Below are 20,151 nucleotides of genomic sequence, written 5' to 3'. Positions count from 1 at the left end.
CGCCCACCGAGCAAGGTCGATGCGCGTAGCACCGATCATGATCGTACCGACCAACGGTCGGTACCTACCGGGTCGCCGGTGTCCCGTCCCCATCCACCGCACGCCGGCCCAGCGCCGGGTCATCGGTGAAGAACGCATCGATGCCGGTGGCCAGATAGGCCCGCATTTCGGCGACCGAGCCGTCGGCATTGCGGGCATTCGGCTCGCCCTTGCGGAACTCCGCCGCCTGGAATTGGTTCTCCGGCCGGAACGTATACGGCACCACCATCAAGCCGGCCGCATGCGCATCGCCCACCAGCGAGGTGGGGGCGCCGAGCTTCCCCTGCGCGTCCAGTGGGATGACCATGCGCAGGCTCGGGCCGATGCCATCGGCATAGGTGGCCACCTCGCGCAGCCCGGCCGGGGTGATCAGATCGGCATAGCGCTGGCGGCCCTTGGCGGCCAGCACGTCACCGGGCTGCTGCGTGGGATCGCCGAGCAGCTGCAGCAGGCGGATGTTGCTGTCGCGGCCGAGCTTGCCACGCAGGTAACGCAGGTTGCCGACCTCGAAGGACTGGATCGTCACCGGCGCCACGCGCGTGTAGGCGTTGCCCTGGAGCGCGGCGACCACCTTGTCTTCCATCGGCAGGCCGATGCTGGTGAAGTAGGTGCCGTGCTTGATCTCCGGCACCAGCCCGATGCCGCGGTTGGCGCGGCCGGCCTGCTGCAACAGGAAGGCGATGATCTCGTCCAGCGTGGCAATGCGGAACTGGCCGTCGAAGGCGGTGCTGCGCAGCTGCGGCAGGCGCTCGCGGGCGTACAGCGTTTTCAGCTCGGCCAGGGTGAAGTCTTCGGTGAACCAGCCTTCGATGCGCTCGCCGTCGATGGTCTTGACGGTCCTGCGGCTGGCGAATTCGGGGTGCGCGGCCACATCGGTGGTGCCACCGATCTCGTTCTCGTGGCGCGATACCAGCACGCCGTCCTTGGTCATCACCAGGTCCGGCTCGATGTAGTCGGCGCCGTCGGCGATGGCCTGCGCATAGGCGGCAAGCGTGTGCTCGGGCAGCAGCGCACTGGCGCCGCGGTGGCCGTAGACGGCGGCCTTGGCCGGCGTGGAGGAAGACGATTCAGCGCTCATGGCCACCGATGGTGCCACGGCCAGCGACACCAGCAACACACACCCCCACAACGGCTTGGACACTTCAGATTCCTGTCGATAAAGAACCGGGTCAGTCTGCTGCAGGGGTGTGACAGCGCGAAGAAAGGCGCCGCCTACTTCCCGATGCAGAAGCTCGAGAAGATCCGCCCGAGCAGATCATCCGCGCTCATCCGCCCGGTGATCTCGCCCAGCGCCTCATGGGCCAGGCGCAGTTCCTCGGCGGCCAGCTCCAGGTGCTCGTGGACCAGCTCCGATTCGGCGCGCTCGGCATGGCCGATGGCCTGGCTGATCGCCTCCACATGGCGGGCACGCGCGGAGAACTCGCCGTCCACGCTGTCGCCGGCACTGCCACTGGCCAGCGCGCGCAGGCGCGCGTGCAGCTGATCCAGGCCGAGGCCGGTCGCGGCCGAGACATGCACCACGTCCGCAGCGGCGTCAGACGCAATCGCGTCCAGCAGATCGCTCTTGTTGTGGATCCACAGCTGCTGCGGCACCTCGGCGATGCTGTCGCCTACCGCGTCGCGGCCCGCCTGCGGGTCGCGCGCATCGACCACCACGATGGCCAGGTCGGTGCGCTGCATTTCCGCGCGCGCCCGGCGCATGCCTTCGCGCTCGATGGCATCCCCGCCTTCGCGCAGGCCGGCGGTGTCGACCAGGGTCAGTTCCAGCCCATCGATGCGGATGGTCTCGCGCAGCGTGTCGCGGGTGGTGCCGGCGATGTCGGTGACGATTGCCCGCTCGCTGCCGGCCAGCGCATTGAGCAGCGAGCTCTTGCCGGCGTTCGGCGGGCCCACCAGCACCGCGTGCAGACCATCGCGCAGCCTGCGCCCGCGTTCGGCATCGTCGCGCAGCCGGATCAGTGCCTGCAACGCGGTGACCAGACCGCTGCGCACCTGGGCGCCGCCGAGGGTATCCAGGGGTTCGTCGGCGAAATCGATCGCCGCTTCCACGTGGATCCGCAGCAGAACAAGCTGTTCTGCGACCTCGTCCACGCGGCGCGAGAACACGCCATCCAGCGAGCGGCGGGCCGCGCGCGCTGCGCGGGTATCGCTGGCGGCGATCAGGTCGGCGATCGCCTCGGCCTGGGCCAGGTCGAGCTTGCCGTTGAGGAAGGCGCGCTCGCTGAATTCACCGGGCCGCGCCTGGCGCGCGCCCAAGGCGATGCAGCGCGCGACCAGCTGCTGCAGCACCACCGGGCTGCCATGCCCCTGCAGCTCCACCACTTCTTCGCCGGTGAAGCTGTTCGGGGCCGGGAACCACAGCGCGATGCCATCGTCGATCACCTCGCCGGCCGCATCGCGCAACCGCGCGTAGTGCGCATGCCGTGGCTGCATCGCGCGCACGCCGATCGCCTCGGCGATGGGCCGCGCCTGCGGGCCGGACAGCCGCAGCATGCCGACGCCGCCCGCGCCGGGCGCGGTGGCGATGGCCACGATGGTGTCGGGGGCATGGATCATGTCGGGCTCACTGCGGCGTGCGGGAATCAGGGGGCATTCTACGGACCGCACGGATGCGCGGGCCGCAGATGCAGGAAACCCGCCTTGCGGCGGGTCTCCTGTGCGGCTTACTTCTTGGCGGTGACGACCGGCAGCGGGTCGCTGCCGTGGCGCTTGGTCATCCACCACTGCTGGAGCAGGCCCAGGCCGCCGTTGACGACCCAGTACAGCACCAGACCGGACGGCATGAAGGCCATCATGACGCCGAACACCAGCGGCATCAGCTGCATCATCTTGGCCTGCATCGGGTCCATGCCCGGGGCCGGGGTCAGCTTCTGCGTGGCCCACATCACCGCCACGTTGATCACCGGCAGGATGAAGTACGGGTCACGCGCGGTCAGATCCTGGATCCAGCCCAGCCACGGGGCCTGTCGCAGTTCCACCGATTCCACCAGCACCCAGTACAGCGCGAAGAAGATCGGCATCTGGATGAGGATCGGCAGACAGCCGCCCATCGGGTTGATCTTCTCTTTCTTGTACAGCTCCATCATCGCGGTCTGGAATTTCTGGCGGTCATCGCCATAGCGTTCCTTGAGCTGCGCGATGCGCGGCTGGAAGCGACGCATCTTGGCACCAGACTTGTACTGCACGGCCGAGAGCGGATACAGCACCAGCTTCAGCAGCACCACCAGGCCGACGATGGCCCAGCCCCAGTTGTCGACCACCTTGTGGACCTGGTTCAACACCCAGAACAGGCCCTGGCCGATGATCGCCATCAGCGAGAAGCGGCTGTAGTCGACCACGCGGTCCAGGCCCTTCACGTCTTCCTTGGCGATCAGGTTGACCAGCTTCGGGCCGACCCACAGGCGGGCTTCGGTGCTGACCTGCTGGCCCGGGGCCACGGTGAAGGCCGGGCCGCGCGCTTCGATCTGGTCACGGCCGTTGTTCTGCGCCAGCGAGTACTGCGCGGCCTGGTCGGCCTGCGGAATCCACGCGGTGAAGAAGTGGTGCTGCAGCATCGCCAGCCAGCCGCCGGTGATGGTGCGGTTGAGGTGGCCGTCGTCCAGGTAATCCTTGAACGCGCGACGCTCGTAACCGTCCTGCGGGCTGAACCAGGTCGCGCCGTTGAAGCTGAACGAGTCCGGGTTGGTCATGCTGCGCGAGAGGATGGTCGGGGTGCGGTCCAAGGTGCGGAACACGTAGCCGCTCCACGGGGCGCTGCCGCCGTTGACGACTTCATCCTTGACCGTGATCGCGTACTCGTTGCGACCCAGCGAGTAGGTGCGGCGGATGGTCACGCCGTTCGGGCCGGTCCATTCGAACGGCACGGTGACCTCGTCCTGGCCCTTGGCCAGCACGAAGTCGTGGTTGTCGCCGACCAGCTTGAAGCCGTTGGCGGCCGGCACCGGCATGGTCTTGTCTTCACTGATCCAGCCACTGACCGCGCGGTACGGGTGGGTGGCTTCTTCGGTCAGCAGGCGGACCGGCGGGCTGCCTTCTTCCTTGGTCTGCGGGAACTGCAGCAGTTCGGCGTCCAGCACCGTGCCACCGTCCAGCACCAGACGCAGCACGTCGGTGGTGATGGTCACGCGGGCCGGGCCGGCCTCGGTCTGTGCGGCCGGCTGTGCCGCCGGCAGGGAACCGTCAGCCTGGGGCACGGGTGCACCGGGAATGCTGCCGGCCGCCGCACCCGGCACGCTGGCCTGGGTGGTCTGGGCGGCCACGGCCGGGGTCGGCGGCGCGGCTTTGTCGCGGCCCCACTCCATCCACAGCAACACGGCCACCATCAGCCAGGCAAAAATCAGGAAAACGCGGGTCTGGTTCATCAGCGTGCAGGCTCGACGGGGCCGGCACGCAATGCCGGCTCGGACTGGGAAAGGGGTACAACGCCCAGGGGCGGCGGCATTGTGCCGTCCGCGCCCGGCATGGGCAATGCGCCAAGGCGGCGCAGCAGGCGTTCAAAGGCCTGGCGGATATCTGAATTGCTGGCGGTACGGGCAGCGCTGCGGGCAACGACGACGTAATCGCCGGCACTCATCCACGGCCGTAGGTGGCGTGTGGCATCGCGCAGCACACGCTTTACTCGGTTGCGACCCACGGCTCGGGGATCGACTTTGCGCGACACCGCAAGACCCAACCTGGCTGGCGTATCGCTCTTCAGCCAGTGCAGGGTCATCAGCGGATCGGACACACGGCGGGCGCCGTTGAAGACCGTTGTATATTCGGCACGCGTACGAACCCGCGCAGAGCGAGGAAATCGCTTGCGCGGGTCGGAACTGCTCACAGTCAGGATTGCGTCTGCCGCGGGAAGCGGCATTGCAATCAAGCGCTCAGGACTTTACGGCCCTTGGCGCGGCGACGCGACAGGATCTTGCGGCCGTCAGCGGTCTTCATACGGGCACGGAAGCCATGGTCGCGCTTACGCTTGAGGTTGCTGGGTTGGAAAGTGCGCTTGGTGGCCATGCGGGCCTCTATATGAAGGGGACGGAAAGAACCGGAAATTCTATAGACCTCATCGAGGTCCCGTCAAGTGTCTGTCACTACGGTAATTCACCGGGCTGTGCAATAGCTGTGGATCGTTTTGTGAATAACTTTGGGACAACCATTCCCGGCCCCCCTCGTCGGTGGTAGTCTGCGCCATCCATTCTTCCCCCCTTCCGGCCTGCGGTGCGGCGCTTTTGTTCGCCTATCCGCTGGCCCCAGACGATTATTGCCGATGGATGCCTGGTCTCGTTCCCTCGAACGCCTCGAAGCAGAGTTTCCGCCCGAGGATGTTCACACCTGGTTGAAGCCGCTGCAGGCAGATCTGCGCGCGGACAGCCTGGTGCTTTATGCGCCGAACGCCTTCATCGTCGACCAGGTGCGCGAGCTGTATCTGCCGCGCATCAAGGAACTGCTGGCGCACTTCGCCGGTTTCGGCGACGTTTTTCTTGAAATCGGCTCGCGTCCGCGCCCGGTGGAGGCGCAGATCGCGCCGATTCCGGGCCTGTCCGCACCGGCAGCGCCGGCCGAGCCCATGGTGCCGTTCGCCGGCAACATGGATTCGCACTACACCTTCGCCAACTTCGTGGAGGGCCGCAGCAACCAGCTGGGCCTGGCCGCGGCGTTCCAGGCGGCGCAGAAGCCGGGCGACCGGGCCCACAACCCGTTGCTGCTGTACGGCGGAACCGGCCTGGGCAAGACCCACCTGATGTTCGCGGCCGGCAATGCGATGCGTCAGGCCAACCCGGCGGCCAAGGTGCTGTACCTGCGTTCGGAACAGTTCTTCAGCGCGATGATCCGTGCGCTGCAGGAAAAAACCATGGACCAGTTCAAGCGCCAGTTCCAGCAGGTGGACGCGCTGCTGATCGATGACATCCAGTTCTTCGCCGGCAAGGACCGTACCCAGGAAGAGTTCTTCCATACGTTCAACGCCCTGTTCGACGGCAAGCAGCAGATCATCCTGACCTGCGACCGGTACCCGCGCGAAGTCGAAGGCCTGGAAGCACGGCTGAAGTCGCGACTGGCCTGGGGCCTGTCGGTGGCGATCGAGCCGCCGGACTTCGAGACGCGTGCAGCGATCGTGCTGGCCAAGGCCCGCGAGCGTGGCACCGATATCCCCGACGATGTGGCGTTTCTGATTGCCAAGAAGATGCGCTCCAATGTCCGCGACCTCGAAGGTGCGTTGAATACCCTGGCCGCACGCGCCAATTTCACCGGCCGTGCGATCACCACTGATTTCGCCCAGGAAACCCTGCGCGACCTGCTTCGCGCCCAGCAGCAGGCGATCAGCATTCCCAACATCCAGAAAACCGTGGCCGACTACTACGGGCTGCAGATCAAGGATCTGCTGTCCAAGCGTCGGACCCGCTCGCTGGCCCGTCCCCGTCAGGTCGCCATGGCCCTGACCAAGGAACTGACCGAGCACAGCCTGCCGGAAATCGGCGACGCCTTTGCCGGCCGGGACCACACCACGGTGCTGCATGCCTGCCGGCAGATCCGGACGTTGATGGAAGCCGACGGCAAGTTGCGGGAAGACTGGGACAAGCTGATCCGGAAGTTGAGCGAATGATGCATGTACGCCGCTAAGGCGTCATCGCATAAAACGGTGCAGAATCCGGTAGTAAGCGAGGTATAGGTTGTGGATAAAAAAGCTGCTCGATTCGGCGGTAAAGTTATCCACACCTTTCCCCACCCCTTGGGGGCTAGTAATGCAGAGGGTTTCGAGGTCAAAAACCCTTTTGTTTACAAAGGCTTAGTCGTGTTTTCCCGCGATTCTGGCCCTACCAGCACCACCAAGCTTTTGATTTATTCCACATTTTTTTAAAGCATAGGGGCACGGAACCACATGCGTTTCACACTGCAGCGCGAAGCCTTTCTCAAGCCGTTGGCACAAGTCGTCAACGTGGTCGAACGCCGCCAGACCCTGCCGGTTCTGGCTAATTTCCTGGTTCAGGTCCAGAACGGACAGCTGTCGCTGACCGGTACGGACCTGGAAGTGGAAATGGTGTCGCGGATCGCGGTGGAAGATGCCCAGGACGGCGAGACCACCATCCCCGCCCGCAAGCTGTTCGAGATCATCCGTGCCCTGCCCGACGGCAGCCGGATCACCGTCTCGCAGACCGGTGACAAGATCACCGTGCAGGCCGGGCGCAGCCGCTTCACCCTGGCAACGTTGCCGGCCAACGACTTCCCGTCTGTCGACGAAGTCGAAGCTACCGAGCGCGTGGCCATCGGCGAAGCGACCCTGAAGGAACTGATCGAACGCACCGCGTTCGCGATGGCCCAGCAGGACGTGCGCTACTACCTCAACGGCCTGTTGTTCGACCTGCGTGGCGATGCCCTGCGTACCGTGGCGACCGATGGTCACCGCCTGGCGCTGTGCGAAACCGAGCTGGAAAAGGCCAGCGGTGCCAAGCGCCAGATCATCGTGCCGCGCAAGGGCGTGACCGAGCTGCAGCGCCTGCTGGAAAGCGGTGATCGCGAGATCGAGCTGGAAGTCGGCCGCAGCCACGTGCGCGTCAAGCGCGACGATGTGACCTTCACCTCCAAGCTGATCGACGGCCGCTTCCCCGATTACGAGGCCGTCATCCCGATCGGTGCCGATCGCGAAGTGAAGGTCGATCGCGAAGCCCTGCGTGCCTCGCTGCAGCGTGCTGCGATTCTGTCCAACGAGAAGTACCGCGGTATCCGCGTGGAAGTCTCGCCGGGCAACCTGAAAATCAGCGCGCACAACCCGGAGCAGGAAGAAGCCCAGGAAGAGATCGAGGCCGATACCACGGTCAGCGACCTGGCCATCGGCTTCAACGTGAATTACCTGCTGGATGCCCTGTCGGCACTGCGCGACGAGCACGTCGTGATCCAGCTGCGTGATTCGAACTCCTCTGCCCTGGTCCGCGAGGCCAGCAGCGAGAAGTCGCGTCATGTGGTGATGCCGCTGCGTCTCTGACCTGGCGCGCTGGTTCCACGTGGAACCGAGTTGTTTGAGAAGCCCGGCACTGCCGGGTTTCTTTTTGGGCGAAAGAAGCGATGTTCCACGTGGAGCATCGTCGTAGCGTTGAACCTCGGAGATGCTTGGTTCGTCTGCCGGCCTGCCTGCTTGTCTGACCGGGTATCCGTTCACGCGGGCCTGCTTCATAGGGGGTGAAGGCCGATCTCCATGGTTACCGGCCACGTGAACCAAGGTCGCCACCGGTACACGCGATTCGCATCCCCGCTGCGCTCATAAACCAGTGGCGATCTTGCGATGGGGCGATCGTTATCGCACTCAGGTGCATAAGTGGCTCGGTAGCGCCTGCCCGCCGCCAATCTCGCGAATCCTGTTAAGCCGCCACTGCGAACCAGGACAGATTTCTCTCCAGATCTGGAGCGCCGCGTCGAGCCGTCTTTCTGCCGCTGAATCACAGCTCTATGCTTTTAAAAACTGTATATAAATCTAAAGCTAGGTGGTGGTGGTAGAGCCAGATTTGGTTGAAAAGTAGGTTAAGTGTTTGGTTATAAAGGGAATTGGGGGCTCGAAACCCCCGGTAAAACAGGGCCTGAGCCTGGGGGTGATCCTGTGGATATCTTTAAGGCCTGTTCCAGGGCCTCTTTTTATCCACAGATTGCCCTGAGGTTGTGCATAACTCATACATGGGGGATGTGGACAGTCTCGTTTGGGTCTGCGCGAGCGTCGTTCATTTCTGACAGGGTGCGCTTCGGCCACGCGCGCAGAATTCAAACAATCCAGCGCGGACGTACCGATCGGGCTGCTGGGCGCCCTGGAAAACGCCGCGGATTTCTTGAAATCTGCAGCACCATGGGCCTGGACGAGCCTCAGAATTAAAGAAATTGAGCGTGTTCTTGAGCGTCCGGGTGGAGGTCGACGGGCATGTTCCACGTGGTACGGCACGCCTGAGTGACTCCCCTACGCGCCTCGTCCGCCTTGCACTGCACTGCTCCACATCGGGCAGTGGGGTTCGCCATCGTCCGCCCGGGCCCGGCATTTCCTCCCGCCGCTGGGTGAAACGCCGGGGACTGTACGGCGGCGCACTTCCAGGGCTGCTTGCACCACGTGGAACCAGGGCAATGCAGTAAGCTGATCGATTCCCCGCTACCCCTCTGCCGCCCGGCGCGTCGTCGATCTTCCGCATGCATATCCGCCGTCTCTCCCTGCACCAGGTTCGCCGCTTCGATACCGTCGAACTCGCGCCGAAACCGGGTATCAATCTGATCACCGGCGACAATGGCGCCGGAAAGACCAGTGTCCTGGAGGCGCTGCATGTCATGGCGTACGGGCGCAGTTTCCGTGGCCGGGTGCGGGATGGGCTGGTGCGCCAGGGCCGGGAGGCGCTGGATGTCTTTGTCGAATGGGATGAGCAGCGCGAAGGCGCCGAAACCCCGACGCGGCGCAAGGCCGGGCTCCGCCACAGTGGGCAGGAATGGAAAGGCCGACTGGACGGCGAGGATGTCGCCCAGCTCGGCACCCTCTGCGCAGCGCTGGCGGTGGTGACCTTCGAGCCAGGTAGCCACGCGCTGGTCAGTGGCGGCGGTGAGCCCCGTCGGCGGTTCCTCGATTGGGGTTTGTTCCACGTGGAACCAGACTTCATGGGGCTGTGGCGGCGGTACTCGCGCGCCCTCAAGCAGCGCAACGCTCTGCTCAAGCAGGGCGGCCATCCGCACGCCCTGGATGCCTGGGATCGAGAGCTCGCCGAGGCCGGCGAACCGCTGACCATCCGCCGGCAGCACTACCTGGAGCGGTTGCAGGAGCGAACCGTGGAGCTGGCCGCCGTCCTGGCCCCCAATCTGGGCATCCAGTCGCTGAGCTTGAGCCCAGGGTGGCGCAAGCAGGAGGTTTCTCTCTCCGATGCCCTGCTTCTGGCCCGGGAACGTGACCGGATGGCCGGCTATACCTCGGTCGGTCCACACCGGGCCGACTGGAGCGTCGGATTCGAGACCATTCCCGGCCGGGATGCACTCTCACGGGGGCAGGCGAAACTGACGGCCCTCACCTGCCTGCTGGCACAGGCCGAAGACTACGCCGAGCAGCGCGGCGAATGGCCGGTCATCGCATTGGACGACCTGTCTTCGGAGCTGGATCGGCACCACCAGGCACGGGTGCTGGAGCGCTTGAAGGCCGGCCCGGCGCAGATCTTCATCACTGCCACTGAAGTTCCGGCGGCACTGATCGACGCGACAGATATCACGCGGTTCCACGTGGAACATGGACAGGTCCAGCCTGTGCCATAGTGGTCCCCCAGGGGCCACGGTGCCCGGCTGGTATAATTGCTGTTGCAACCCCTTATTACTCGGCGCCCCGCCTCATCGCGGCGGACCGACCTGCGGAGCCTACGGCAAGCGCAATGACTGAAGAACAGAACATCCCCGCAAACAGCGGCAACTACGACGCCAACAGCATCACCGCCCTGGAAGGCCTCGAGGCTGTCCGCAAGCGTCCTGGTATGTACATCGGCGACGTCCATGACGGCACCGGTCTGCACCACATGGTGTTCGAGGTCGTCGACAACTCCATCGACGAAGCCTTGGCCGGCCACGCCGACCATGTGTCGGTGATGATCCACGCGGACGGTTCGGTCTCGGTGTCGGACAACGGGCGCGGCATCCCGACCGGCAAGCACGAGCAGATGAGCAAGAAGCTCGATCGCGAAGTCTCCGCCGCCGAAGTCGTGATGACGGTCCTGCACGCCGGTGGCAAGTTCGATGACAACAGCTACAAGGTGTCTGGCGGCCTCCACGGCGTCGGCGTCAGCGTGGTCAATGCGCTCTCGCAGAAGTTGCTGCTGGATATCTACCAGGGCGGCTTCCACTACCAGCAGGAATTCGCTGACGGTGCTGCGGTCAACTCGCTCAAGCAGGTTGAAGCCAGCACCAAGCGCGGTACCACCCTGCGCTTCTGGCCGTCGGTGAAGGCGTTCCACGACAACGTCGAGTTCCACTACGACATCCTGGCCCGCCGCCTGCGTGAGCTGTCCTTCCTCAATTCCGGCGTCAAGATCGTGCTGGTGGACGAGCGCGGCGACGGCCGGCGCGACGACTTCCATTACGAAGGCGGCATCCGCAGTTTCGTGGAGCATCTGGCGCAGTTGAAGACGCCGCTGCACCCGAACGTGATCTCCGTCACCGGGGAGTCCAACGGGATCGTCGTGGACGTGGCGCTGCAGTGGACCGATTCCTACCAGGAAACGATGTACTGCTTCACCAACAACATCCCGCAGAAGGATGGCGGTACCCACCTCGCCGGTTTCCGTGGTGCGCTGACCCGTGTGCTCAACAATTACATCGAGCAGAACGGCATCGCCAAGCAGGCCAAGATCAACCTGACCGGCGATGACATGCGCGAAGGCATGATCGCGGTGCTGTCGGTGAAGGTGCCCGACCCGAGCTTCTCCAGCCAGACCAAGGAAAAGCTGGTCAGCTCGGATGTGCGCCCGGCGGTGGAAAGTGCCTTCGGTGCGCGCCTGGAAGAATTCCTGCAGGAAAACCCCAACGAAGCCAAGGCGATCGCCGGCAAGATCGTGGACGCGGCGCGTGCACGTGAAGCGGCCCGCAAGGCGCGCGATCTGACCCGCCGCAAGGGCGCGCTGGATATCGCCGGCCTGCCGGGCAAGCTGGCCGACTGCCAGGAAAAAGATCCGGCGCTGTCCGAACTGTTCATCGTCGAGGGTGACTCGGCAGGTGGCTCGGCCAAGCAGGGCCGCAACCGCAAGAACCAGGCCGTGCTGCCGCTGCGCGGCAAGATCCTCAACGTGGAACGTGCCCGCTTCGACCGCATGCTCGCCTCGGACCAGGTCGGTACGCTGATCACCGCGCTGGGCACCGGGATCGGCCGGGACGAGTACAACCCGGACAAGCTGCGCTACCACCGCATCATCATCATGACCGACGCCGACGTCGACGGCGCGCACATCCGTACGCTGCTGTTGACCTTCTTCTACCGTCAGATGCCGGAGCTGATCGAGCGTGGCCACATCTACATCGGCCTGCCGCCGCTGTACAAGATCAAGCAGGGCAAGCAGGAGCTGTACCTGAAGGATGACCCGGCGCTGGATGCGTACCTGGCCAGCAGCGCGGTGGAAAATGCCTCGTTGATCCCGGCCGAGAGCGAGCCCGGCATCGAAGGCGTGGCGCTGGAGAAGCTGCTGCTTTCCTACGCCTCGGCACAGGAAACCATCGCGCGCAACAGCCATCGTTATGACCGCCAGGTGCTGGAAGCGCTGATCGATTTCACGCCGATGGATCTGGAACACCTGCGCAAGGCCGGCGCAGACGAGGGCCTGGCCGCGCTGGCCACCCGCCTCAACCAGGGCAGCCTCGGTTCACCGCGCTATACGCTGGAACTGCAGGAACCCACCGACGAACGTCCGGCAGCCGTGCTGGTCACGCGTCGCCACATGGGCGAACAGCTGATCCAGGTGCTGCCGCTGGCCGCATTCGAGACCGGCGAACTGCGTGCGCTGCACCAGTCCTCCCTGCTCCTCCACGGACTGGTCCGTGCCGGTGCGAAGATCAGCCGCGGTGCCAAATCGGCCGAGGTCGGCAGCTTCGCCGAGGCGCGCAACTGGCTGCTGGATGAAGCCAAGAAGGGTCGCCAGATCCAGCGATTCAAGGGTCTGGGTGAAATGAATCCGGAGCAGCTCTGGGACACCACGGTCAATCCCGACACCCGCCGCCTGCTCCAGGTGCGGATCGAGGATGCCGTGGCTGCCGACCAGATTTTCAGCACGCTGATGGGCGACGTGGTCGAACCGCGCCGCGACTTCATCGAAGACAATGCGCTGAAGGTCGCCAACCTGGATATCTGACACAATCGGGGCAAGGCCGGCCGGGGGCGACCCTGGCCAGCCATCGCCTCCCGATGCCAGGAATCCGATGTCCGTTACCCCCCCGGCGTCCATGACGCCTCCGCTGCCCCCCGCTGTTCCATCATCACCGCGCAGGCCGGGTTCTCCGCTTGCAGGGTTCTTCATCGATCTGGGCATCGGCGTGGCGGTGCTGCTCTCGCTCAGTCTGATCAGCGGTTTGGCCTGGGGGCTCTACCGCGGTGCGATCGTCGGTTACCAGGCGGCGCGCGACGGTGCGGATGCGTCCGCGGTCGCCGGTCTTGCCCAGCAGCTCGGACAACCCGGTGCCCTCGCCCAGATCCTGATGGCGCTGGTCGCCACCGGTGGCGCGGCACTGGTGCTGTATTTCTTCCGTCGTCGGGCCACGCCCGCCGAACGGGCGCTGTCGTTCCAGGCCGCCCGTCGCCCTTCCACCTGGGGGTGGACACTGCTGGTCGCCACCGGGGTGATCGTCGGCAGCAATCTGATCGCGTGGCTGGCCAAACAGGGCGGTATCGAGCCGGTGCCGACCAACCTGGCGCTGATGGAACAGGCGATGACGCGCTTCCCCTGGTTCCTGGCGCTGTTTGCCGTGGTGCTCGCTCCGGCCTATGAGGAACTGCTGTTCCGCCGGGTGCTGTTCGGTCGCCTGTGGCAGGCCGGCCGGCCGCTGCTGGGCATGTTGCTGAGCAGCCTGGCCTTCGCCCTGGTGCATGAAATTCCCGGTACCAGCGCCAACGGCCCATGGGAAATCGCCCAGCTGTGGCTGGTCTATGGCGGCATGGGCGCCGCCTTCGCCTGGCTCTACCAGCGCACCGGTACCTTGTGGGCGCCGATCGCCGCGCATGCGTTGAACAACGGCATTGCCCTGGCCGCCCTCATGTTCCTGGGCATCCAATAACGACCACGCGGCTTGACGAAAATTTACGTCGCCACGTTCCACACTGCGCATATGAACACGGGGGATCGCACATGAAACCAGTGCTGTTGGGAATTGCCATCGCCATGCTGGTGAGCGCGTGCGCCACCACCACCTCACCCACCGGCCGCCGCCAGATGGTGGGCGGGGTATCGCAGGCCGAGCTGGACCAGCTGGGCGCGCAGGCGTTTACCGAGACCAAGTCCAAAGGTACGTTGAGCACCGACCCGAAGCAGAATGCCTACGTCCAGTGCGTGGTGAATGCGCTCGTCGCTCAGCTTCCCGCACAGTACCGTGGCGTACGGTGGGAGACGGCCCTGATGGTCGACAAGGAACCCAACGCGTTCGCTTTGCCCGGCGGCAAGGTCGGGGTCAATACCGGCATCTTCACCGTCGCCAAGAACCAGGATCAGCTGGCCGCCGTCATCGGCCACGAGATCGGGCACGTGATCTCCCGCCACCACGAAGAACGCATCACCCGCCAGATGGGTGCGCAGACCGGGCTGTCGGTGCTCGGCGCGCTGGCAGGCGCGGCCTACGGCGAGGGAGCGGCCAGTACCGTCAGCCAGCTCGGCGGCGCCGGTGCCCAGGCGGCCTTCCTCCTGCCAGGCTCGCGGACCCAGGAAAGCGAGGCCGATATCGTCGGCCAGCGCCTGATGGCCGAGGCCGGTTTCAACCCTGCCCAGGCGGTCGATCTGTGGCAGAACATGATGGCTGCCAGCGGCGGCCGGTCACCGCAGTGGCTGTCCACCCACCCCGATCCGGCCAACCGCATCCGGGAATTGCAGCGAGACGCGCCCTCCCTGAGTGGTGTATACCAACAAGCCCAGGCGGACGGGCGTCGTCCGAAGTGTGGCTGACGCGCCCGTATGCGACCAAAAGATGCTGTATTGCAGCATCGGAAACGATTTCTCACGCCATCAGTTTCTGATACGTTTGGCGGCTCAGATTTTTCTGACAGTCCGTTTTGATGCCGCTGCGGCGGTTCGATCGAGGTGAAAGATGATTTTCAGCAACCACAAGCAAGCCGTCCTTTCCGTCCTCATCGCGACCGCTGTAAGTGGCGCCATGATCACCGATGCCTTCGCCCAGGCCCGCTCGTCGGAGCGTGGCGCGCGTGGTGGGAAGAAGCAGGCCAAGGCCGAAGTGCTCTACCCGAACGCGACCCGCCAGGAGCCGGAGCAGAAGTCCTCGGCCAAGGTCGGCCCGAAGCTGCAGAAAATGATTGACAGCTACAACGACCAGAAGTTCCCGGAGACGCGCGCGCAGGCCGACGAAATCCTGGCCAATCCCGCCGCCAACACCTACGACAAGTCGCTCGCCGCGCAGCTCGCCTCGCAGGCGGCCTACCAGCTGGACGACGTCGCCTCGGCCAAGAAGTACCTCGAGCAGGTGCTGCAGCTCGGCGGCCTGGACAACAACGGCCATTACCAGTCGATGTTGATGCTGGGTCAGCTGCAGCTGCAGGACGACCAGATCAACGAAGGCCTGGCGACCCTGGACAAGTACTTCGCCGAGACCAAGTCGAACAAGCCCGAAGAGCTGATCGCCAAGGGCCAGGCGCTGTACCAGGCCGAGCGCTATGCCGAGGCCATCCCGGTGCTGCAGCGGGCCATCGCCGGCTCGCCCGAGCCGAAGGACAACTGGAACCAGTTGCTGATGGCCGCCATGGCCGAAGCCGGCCAGACCGGCGAAGCGGTCAAGCAGGCTGAAACGCTGGCTGCCAAGAACCCGAACGACAAGAAGGCCCAGCTGAACCTGGCCAGCATGTACATGCAGGCCGACCAGATGGACAAGGCCGGCGCGGTCATGGCCAAGCTGTATGCAGCCGGCCAGCTGACCGACGAGCGCGAGTACAAGCAGCTGTACTCGATCTACGCCAACAGCGAGAACAAAGAAAAGGACGTCATTGCCGTTATCAATGATGGCCTGCAGAAAAACATCCTGAAGCCGGATTATCAGGTATACCTGGCACTGGCCCAGGCGTACTACTACTCCGAGCCGCAGCAGGCGGACAAGGCGATCGAGGCGTGGCAGAAGGCTGCCCCGCTTTCCAAGGATGGCGAGACCTACCTGAATCTGGCACGCGTGCTGCATTCGGAAGGTCGCATTCCGGAGGCCAAGCAGGCCGCCCAGCAAGCGCTGGCGAAGGGTGTGAAGAACCAGGCGGATGCGAAGAAAATCATCAACCTGAAGTAAGTAGGAATAACGCCTGAATGCCTGCACAAGTGATGCGCAGGCGCTCAGGATTGGTATAAGCTTGGAGGTTCCTGCGGTGTCATGCACCGCTGATCATGGGCTACCTGTCCCCGGGTATCCCGGCCCCACTAATGAGCTCTTGGCGCATGACGGAACAACTAGTCGTTCACAGGTACGAACAACGCGATGACACCGGCCTCTCCTGGCCGCGTATCGTGGGTATCGCTTTTGTAATCGCACTGCATCTCGCCGCCTTCATGATGCTTCTGATCCCGGCTGTGGCTCCCAAGGCCGTCGCGGAGAAAGAACGCAACATCATGGTGACCCTGGTCGACGCTCCGCCGCCGCCCCCACCGCCGCCGCCGCCGCCGCCGCCGGATGACACTCCGCCGCCGCCGGTCAAGAACCTGTCGCCGCCGAAGCCGTCCCCGGTTCCGCCGCCGCCGCAGGCTCCTGTGGTCGATATCCCGGACCCGCGTCCGACCGACATCGTCACGCCGCCTTCGCCGCCGTCGCCGCCGCAGCCGCCGAGCACCATTGAGGCAAGCGTCGACATCTCGTCGAAGAACATGAACCCCCCGCGTTACCCGCCGGCCGCGTTCCGTGCTGGTATCCAGGGTGAAGTCATCCTGATCATTGACGTCGATGCCAATGGCAACGTCACCAATGTGTCGGTCGAGAAGTCCAGCCGTAACCGTGACCTTGACCGCGCCGCCATGGAAGCAGCTCGCAAGTGGAGCTTCCGTTCCGCGGAATCGGGCGGGAAGAAGGTCGCAGGTCGCGTTCGCGTCCCGGTCAACTTTGCGCTGAACTGATAGTGGCCGGTGGCCCGCCGGCCACCGCCTCTAGCGGTTATTTCTAGCAATACCCTTTATCACCACACACAACAAAGGTAAGCGTCATGCTGCAGGAACTTTTCATCGCCGCTGCTGCCGGGGGCAACTCCAACGCCCTGTCGCAGATGGGCTTCGAGCACCTGATCCACGAGATGACCACCCAGCCGGGTGACTTCGCCGTCTCCTGGGTCGTGCTGCTGACCCTGATCATCATGTCGGCCATGTCCTGGTACTGGACCGTCATCAACATCTTCCGCGCCACCCGTCTGAAGGCTGCTGCCGACAAGGTCGTGAGCCTGTTCTGGGATACCCCGAACGCCCAGGACGCCATCCGCGCGATGGAAGAACAGCCGGCTTCGGAGCCCTTCTCCAAGATCGCTCTGGACGCTGCACAGGCTGCTGCGCACCACCAGCGTTCGGAAGGCGGCACCTCCGGTGGCCTGGGTGAGAACCTGAGCCGTTCGGAGTTCGTCGATCGCGCCCTGCGTCAGGCCGTGACCCGCGAAAGCAACAACCTGCAGTCGGGCATGACCCTGCTGGCCACCGTCGGCGCAACCGCTCCGTTCGTGGGTCTGCTGGGTACCGTGTGGGGCATCTACGGCGCGCTGATCAAGATCGGTGCCACCGGTTCCGCCTCGATCGACGCCGTTGCCGGCCCGGTGGGTGAAGCACTGATCATGACCGCCATCGGTCTGTTCGTGGCTATCCCGGCCGTGTTCGCCTTCAACTTCTTCAGCAAGATCAACAGCGCCACGATCAGCAAGTTCGATACGTTCGCTCACGACCTGCACGACTTCTTCGCCACCGGTTCGCGCGTTCGCTAATAGCGACGCGCGTCACCCAGCGAGAACGTAGTCAACACGATCTAGACGGAGCCCGTTATGGCTTTCAGTAGTGGTAACAGCGGCGGCCCCATGGCCGACATCAACGTTACGCCCCTCGTGGACGTGATGCTGGTGCTGCTGATCATCTTCATCATCACGGCGCCCCTGATGTCCCACAAGGTCAAGGTGGATCTGCCTGAGGCCAACCTGGTGCAGAATCCGGAAGACGCTGAGAAGCGTTCGAGCCCGATCACCTTGGCAGTCAAGGAAGACGGCTCGATCTACTGGAACGACGAGGAAATCGACAAGCAGACGCTCGAGTCGCGCTTGGCGACCGCCGCCCAGCAGACCCCGCAGCCGCCCCTCAACCTGCGTGGTGATCGCACCACCAAGATGCGCGTCATCAACGAGATGACGAAGATCGCGCAGGAACAGGGCATGCTCGACGTTGGCTTCGTCGCCACCAAAGAGAAGGGGCAGTAAGCCATGGCGTTCAGTACTGGTGGTAACAAAGGCCCCATGGCCGACATCAACGTCACGCCCCTCGTGGACGTGATGCTGGTGCTGCTGATCATCTTCATCGTCACCGCGCCGATCATGACGTACCCGATCGCCGTTGACCTGCCGCAGCGCGTGCTCAACCCACCGCCGGTGACTGTCGAACCGCCGCCGCCGATCGAGCTGAAGGTGGACGCCAGCAACCAGGTGTCGTGGAACAACAGCCCCGTGGCTGTGAGCGAACTGCAGCAGCGTATGGAGCAGGAAGTGCAGCGTGATCCGACCAACCAGCCGGAACTGCGCATCGATGCCAGCCCGGACTCCGAGTACGACGTGATGGCCAAGGTGTTGGCTGCCGCGAAGAATGCTCAGATGAAGAAGATCGGCTTCGTACAGCAGTAATACGCAAGACGCAGTCATGACGCGACTGGAAAACGCCCCTGGAAACAGGGGCGTTTTTTTTGTGCCACCGGGCGTGGATACGCGCCAGCGCCACGCCGCCCGCTATCATCCGGCCATGCTCGCAACCTTCGATCTCTTCGGGGACTGGCTCGACGCCATCCCGCACCTGCGCCCGCTGATGGTGGCGGCCTACATTCTCTATCTGCTGTGGTTGATCGGCTGGATCATGCTGCAGAAGCGCGAGCCGGTCGCCACGCTGAGCTGGATCCTCTCGCTGGCCGCCCTGCCCTATGTGGGGCTGTTCATCTACTACCTGCTCGGCCCGCAGAAGGTGAAACGACAGCGCCTGCGCCGTGGCCGTTCGCGCTCGGGCATGGAGCACTACAGCAGCGTCTGCCCGCCGGATGCGGACTGCACCGAGCTGGCCAAGATCGCCCAGGCCACCACCGGGCTCTCACCGAGCTCGGCCACCGAGGTGGAGTGGCTGGTCGATGGCGCGGCCACCTACAGCGCACTGCTTGCCGCGGTGGCCACGGCCAAGGACCACCTGCACCTGGAGTACTACATCTTCAATCCGGACCACGCCGGCACCGCGCTGCGCGATGCGCTGACCGAGCGTGCGGCGGCCGGCGTGCGCGTGCGCCTGCTGCTCGATGCGGTCGGCTCGTCGTCCATCCGCAAGCGCTTCCTGCAGCCGCTGCTGGATGCAGGTGCCGAAGTCGTCTGGTTCCATCCGCGACAGCTGCTCAAGCCGTTCAAGCGGCCCTGGTTGAACCTGCGCACGCACCGCAAGCTCGTCATCATCGACGGCCTGCAGGCCTTTACCGGCGGCATCAACATCACCGATGAAGAAGACGAGAGCGTCCGCCCGGATGCGTATCGCGACCTGCACATGCGGCTGCGTGGCCACGTGGTGCGCAGCCTGCAGCTGGTCTTCATCGAGGATTGGATCTACGCCACCGGCCAGGAGCCGGCGCGCTTCAACATCGCGCAGTTGTGGCCCGAGACCATGCCCAGCCGCAGCGAGGGCAGCATCAATGCGCAGGTGCTGGTGTCCGGTCCGGACTCGTCATGGGAGACCATCCACCGGCTGCACGTGGCGGCGATCCACGAAGCGAAGGAGCGCGTCTGGCTGGTGACGCCCTACTTCGTGCCCGGCGAGGCCGCGCGCATGGCGCTGACCTCGGCCGCACTCGGCGGCCTGGACGTGCGCCTGCTGGTGCCCAAGATGAGCGACTCCTGGTTCGTCACCCAGGCCGCGCGTTCCTACTTCGACGAGCTGCTGCAGGCAGGCGTCAAGATCTACGAGTACGGCCCGCGCATGCTGCACACGAAGGCCTTCATCGCCGATGACGATGTCTGCATCGTCGGCAGTGCCAACTTCGACCACCGCAGCTTCCGGCTCAACTTCGAGCTCTCGATGATGATCAGCGATACCGACCGCGTGGCCGCGCTGGCCGAGATCCTGCTGGCCGAGTACAGCAGCGCCTCGCCGGTCTACAACGATCGCCAGCGTTCGCTCTGGCGGCACCGTGTTCCGGAGGCCTTCGCACGCTTGGCATCGCCGTTGCTGTAGCCACCGCTCCCCGTGGAACCGCACC

The 20,151-nt window shown here is 64.6% G+C and carries 17 protein-coding genes; 12 read left to right on the top strand and 5 right to left on the bottom strand.

The window, feature by feature from the left end; translation table 11 throughout:
* Window positions 1-64 precede the first annotated feature (64 nt).
* From OC373_RS14740 to rpmH, 5 genes are all read right to left on the bottom strand, one after another.
* Window positions 65-1,117: a glycerophosphodiester phosphodiesterase gene (locus tag OC373_RS14740; protein ID WP_261997955.1), complete on the bottom strand. Its 1,053-nt coding sequence runs from the start codon at window positions 1,115-1,117 to the stop codon at window positions 65-67.
* Between the two features lie 134 nt (window positions 1,118-1,251).
* Window positions 1,252-2,595 (bottom strand): tRNA uridine-5-carboxymethylaminomethyl(34) synthesis GTPase MnmE, encoded by a 1,344-nt coding sequence (gene mnmE, locus OC373_RS14735; RefSeq protein WP_261997924.1) that lies wholly within the window; start codon window positions 2,593-2,595, stop codon window positions 1,252-1,254.
* Between the two features lie 107 nt (window positions 2,596-2,702).
* Window positions 2,703-4,400 carry a membrane protein insertase YidC gene (gene yidC, locus OC373_RS14730; RefSeq protein ID WP_019184045.1) on the bottom strand — a complete coding sequence of 566 codons (1,698 nt, stop codon included), beginning with the start codon at window positions 4,398-4,400 and terminating at the stop codon, window positions 2,703-2,705.
* Window positions 4,400-4,891, bottom strand: a complete 492-nt coding sequence (rnpA, locus tag OC373_RS14725) for a ribonuclease P protein component (RefSeq protein ID WP_019184046.1) — start codon at window positions 4,889-4,891, stop codon at window positions 4,400-4,402. The genes yidC and rnpA overlap by 1 nt, the downstream gene beginning before the upstream one ends.
* 5 nt (window positions 4,892-4,896) lie before the next feature.
* The gene (gene rpmH / locus OC373_RS14720) at window positions 4,897-5,037 is read right to left on the bottom strand and encodes a 50S ribosomal protein L34 (RefSeq protein ID WP_006404565.1); all 141 of its coding nucleotides are present in this window, start codon (window positions 5,035-5,037) and stop codon (window positions 4,897-4,899) included.
* A 253-nt stretch (window positions 5,038-5,290) separates the two neighbouring features.
* Between rpmH and dnaA the strand changes: the two genes are divergently transcribed.
* From dnaA to cls, 12 genes are all read left to right on the top strand, one after another.
* A complete protein-coding gene (gene dnaA, locus OC373_RS14715) occupies window positions 5,291-6,625 on the top strand; it encodes a chromosomal replication initiator protein DnaA (RefSeq protein WP_261997923.1) in 1,335 nt (444 codons plus the stop codon).
* A gap of 276 nt (window positions 6,626-6,901) precedes the next feature.
* The gene (gene dnaN, locus OC373_RS14710) at window positions 6,902-8,002 is read left to right on the top strand and encodes a DNA polymerase III subunit beta (protein WP_019184048.1); all 1,101 of its coding nucleotides are present in this window, start codon (window positions 6,902-6,904) and stop codon (window positions 8,000-8,002) included.
* A 1,181-nt stretch (window positions 8,003-9,183) separates the two neighbouring features.
* Window positions 9,184-10,281: a DNA replication/repair protein RecF gene (gene recF / locus OC373_RS14705; RefSeq protein WP_261997922.1), complete on the top strand. Its 1,098-nt coding sequence runs from the start codon at window positions 9,184-9,186 to the stop codon at window positions 10,279-10,281.
* A 113-nt stretch (window positions 10,282-10,394) separates the two neighbouring features.
* Entirely contained in the window at window positions 10,395-12,854 is a 2,460-nt protein-coding gene (gene gyrB / locus OC373_RS14700) for a DNA topoisomerase (ATP-hydrolyzing) subunit B (RefSeq protein ID WP_070426277.1), read from the top strand.
* Between the two features lie 67 nt (window positions 12,855-12,921).
* Window positions 12,922-13,773: a CPBP family intramembrane glutamic endopeptidase gene (locus OC373_RS14695; RefSeq protein WP_261997921.1), complete on the top strand. Its 852-nt coding sequence runs from the start codon at window positions 12,922-12,924 to the stop codon at window positions 13,771-13,773.
* Window positions 13,774-13,844: 71 nt separating this feature from the next.
* Window positions 13,845-14,651: a M48 family metallopeptidase gene (locus OC373_RS14690; protein ID WP_070426279.1), complete on the top strand. Its 807-nt coding sequence runs from the start codon at window positions 13,845-13,847 to the stop codon at window positions 14,649-14,651.
* Between the two features lie 142 nt (window positions 14,652-14,793).
* Entirely contained in the window at window positions 14,794-15,990 is a 1,197-nt protein-coding gene (locus OC373_RS14685) for a tetratricopeptide repeat protein (protein WP_261997920.1), read from the top strand.
* Between the two features lie 257 nt (window positions 15,991-16,247).
* Window positions 16,248-16,805, top strand: a complete 558-nt coding sequence (locus OC373_RS14680; RefSeq protein WP_026069914.1) for an energy transducer TonB — start codon at window positions 16,248-16,250, stop codon at window positions 16,803-16,805.
* A gap of 86 nt (window positions 16,806-16,891) precedes the next feature.
* The gene (gene exbB, locus OC373_RS14675; protein ID WP_019184055.1) at window positions 16,892-17,650 is read left to right on the top strand and encodes a TonB-system energizer ExbB; all 759 of its coding nucleotides are present in this window, start codon (window positions 16,892-16,894) and stop codon (window positions 17,648-17,650) included.
* A 57-nt stretch (window positions 17,651-17,707) separates the two neighbouring features.
* On the top strand, window positions 17,708-18,133 hold the full coding sequence (locus OC373_RS14670) for a biopolymer transporter ExbD (RefSeq protein ID WP_019184056.1): 426 nt from the start codon (window positions 17,708-17,710) through the stop codon (window positions 18,131-18,133).
* Window positions 18,134-18,136: 3 nt separating this feature from the next.
* Entirely contained in the window at window positions 18,137-18,550 is a 414-nt protein-coding gene (locus OC373_RS14665; protein WP_019184057.1) for a biopolymer transporter ExbD, read from the top strand.
* A 115-nt stretch (window positions 18,551-18,665) separates the two neighbouring features.
* Window positions 18,666-20,126, top strand: a complete 1,461-nt coding sequence (cls, locus tag OC373_RS14660; protein WP_046272265.1) for a cardiolipin synthase — start codon at window positions 18,666-18,668, stop codon at window positions 20,124-20,126.
* Window positions 20,127-20,151: the final 25 nt, after the last annotated feature.

The organism is Stenotrophomonas sp. Ste96, from assembly GCF_024519495.1.
In the GTDB taxonomy this organism is placed as follows: domain Bacteria; phylum Pseudomonadota; class Gammaproteobacteria; order Xanthomonadales; family Xanthomonadaceae; genus Stenotrophomonas; species Stenotrophomonas bentonitica_A.
The sequence above is the reverse complement of the archived record's forward strand: the minus strand, read 5'-3'. Positions and strand labels throughout refer to the sequence as shown.

Excerpts from the sequence above, each read along its gene's own strand:
- OC373_RS14740 (WP_261997955.1), bottom strand. The coding sequence starts at position 1,117 with ATGAGCGCTGAATCGTCTTCCTCCACGCCGGCCAAGGCCGCCGTCTAC.
- mnmE (WP_261997924.1), bottom strand. The coding sequence starts at position 2,595 with ATGATCCATGCCCCCGACACCATCGTGGCCATCGCCACCGCGCCCGGC.
- yidC (WP_019184045.1), bottom strand. The coding sequence starts at position 4,400 with ATGAACCAGACCCGCGTTTTCCTGATTTTTGCCTGGCTGATGGTGGCC.
- rnpA (WP_019184046.1), bottom strand. The coding sequence starts at position 4,891 with ATGCCGCTTCCCGCGGCAGACGCAATCCTGACTGTGAGCAGTTCCGAC.
- rpmH (WP_006404565.1), bottom strand. The coding sequence starts at position 5,037 with ATGGCCACCAAGCGCACTTTCCAACCCAGCAACCTCAAGCGTAAGCGC.
- dnaA (WP_261997923.1), top strand. The coding sequence starts at position 5,291 with ATGGATGCCTGGTCTCGTTCCCTCGAACGCCTCGAAGCAGAGTTTCCG.
- dnaN (WP_019184048.1), top strand. The coding sequence starts at position 6,902 with ATGCGTTTCACACTGCAGCGCGAAGCCTTTCTCAAGCCGTTGGCACAA.
- recF (WP_261997922.1), top strand. The coding sequence starts at position 9,184 with ATGCATATCCGCCGTCTCTCCCTGCACCAGGTTCGCCGCTTCGATACC.
- gyrB (WP_070426277.1), top strand. The coding sequence starts at position 10,395 with ATGACTGAAGAACAGAACATCCCCGCAAACAGCGGCAACTACGACGCC.
- OC373_RS14695 (WP_261997921.1), top strand. The coding sequence starts at position 12,922 with ATGTCCGTTACCCCCCCGGCGTCCATGACGCCTCCGCTGCCCCCCGCT.
- OC373_RS14690 (WP_070426279.1), top strand. The coding sequence starts at position 13,845 with ATGAAACCAGTGCTGTTGGGAATTGCCATCGCCATGCTGGTGAGCGCG.
- OC373_RS14685 (WP_261997920.1), top strand. The coding sequence starts at position 14,794 with ATGATTTTCAGCAACCACAAGCAAGCCGTCCTTTCCGTCCTCATCGCG.
- OC373_RS14680 (WP_026069914.1), top strand. The coding sequence starts at position 16,248 with ATGATGCTTCTGATCCCGGCTGTGGCTCCCAAGGCCGTCGCGGAGAAA.
- exbB (WP_019184055.1), top strand. The coding sequence starts at position 16,892 with ATGCTGCAGGAACTTTTCATCGCCGCTGCTGCCGGGGGCAACTCCAAC.
- OC373_RS14670 (WP_019184056.1), top strand. The coding sequence starts at position 17,708 with ATGGCTTTCAGTAGTGGTAACAGCGGCGGCCCCATGGCCGACATCAAC.
- OC373_RS14665 (WP_019184057.1), top strand. The coding sequence starts at position 18,137 with ATGGCGTTCAGTACTGGTGGTAACAAAGGCCCCATGGCCGACATCAAC.
- cls (WP_046272265.1), top strand. The coding sequence starts at position 18,666 with ATGCTCGCAACCTTCGATCTCTTCGGGGACTGGCTCGACGCCATCCCG.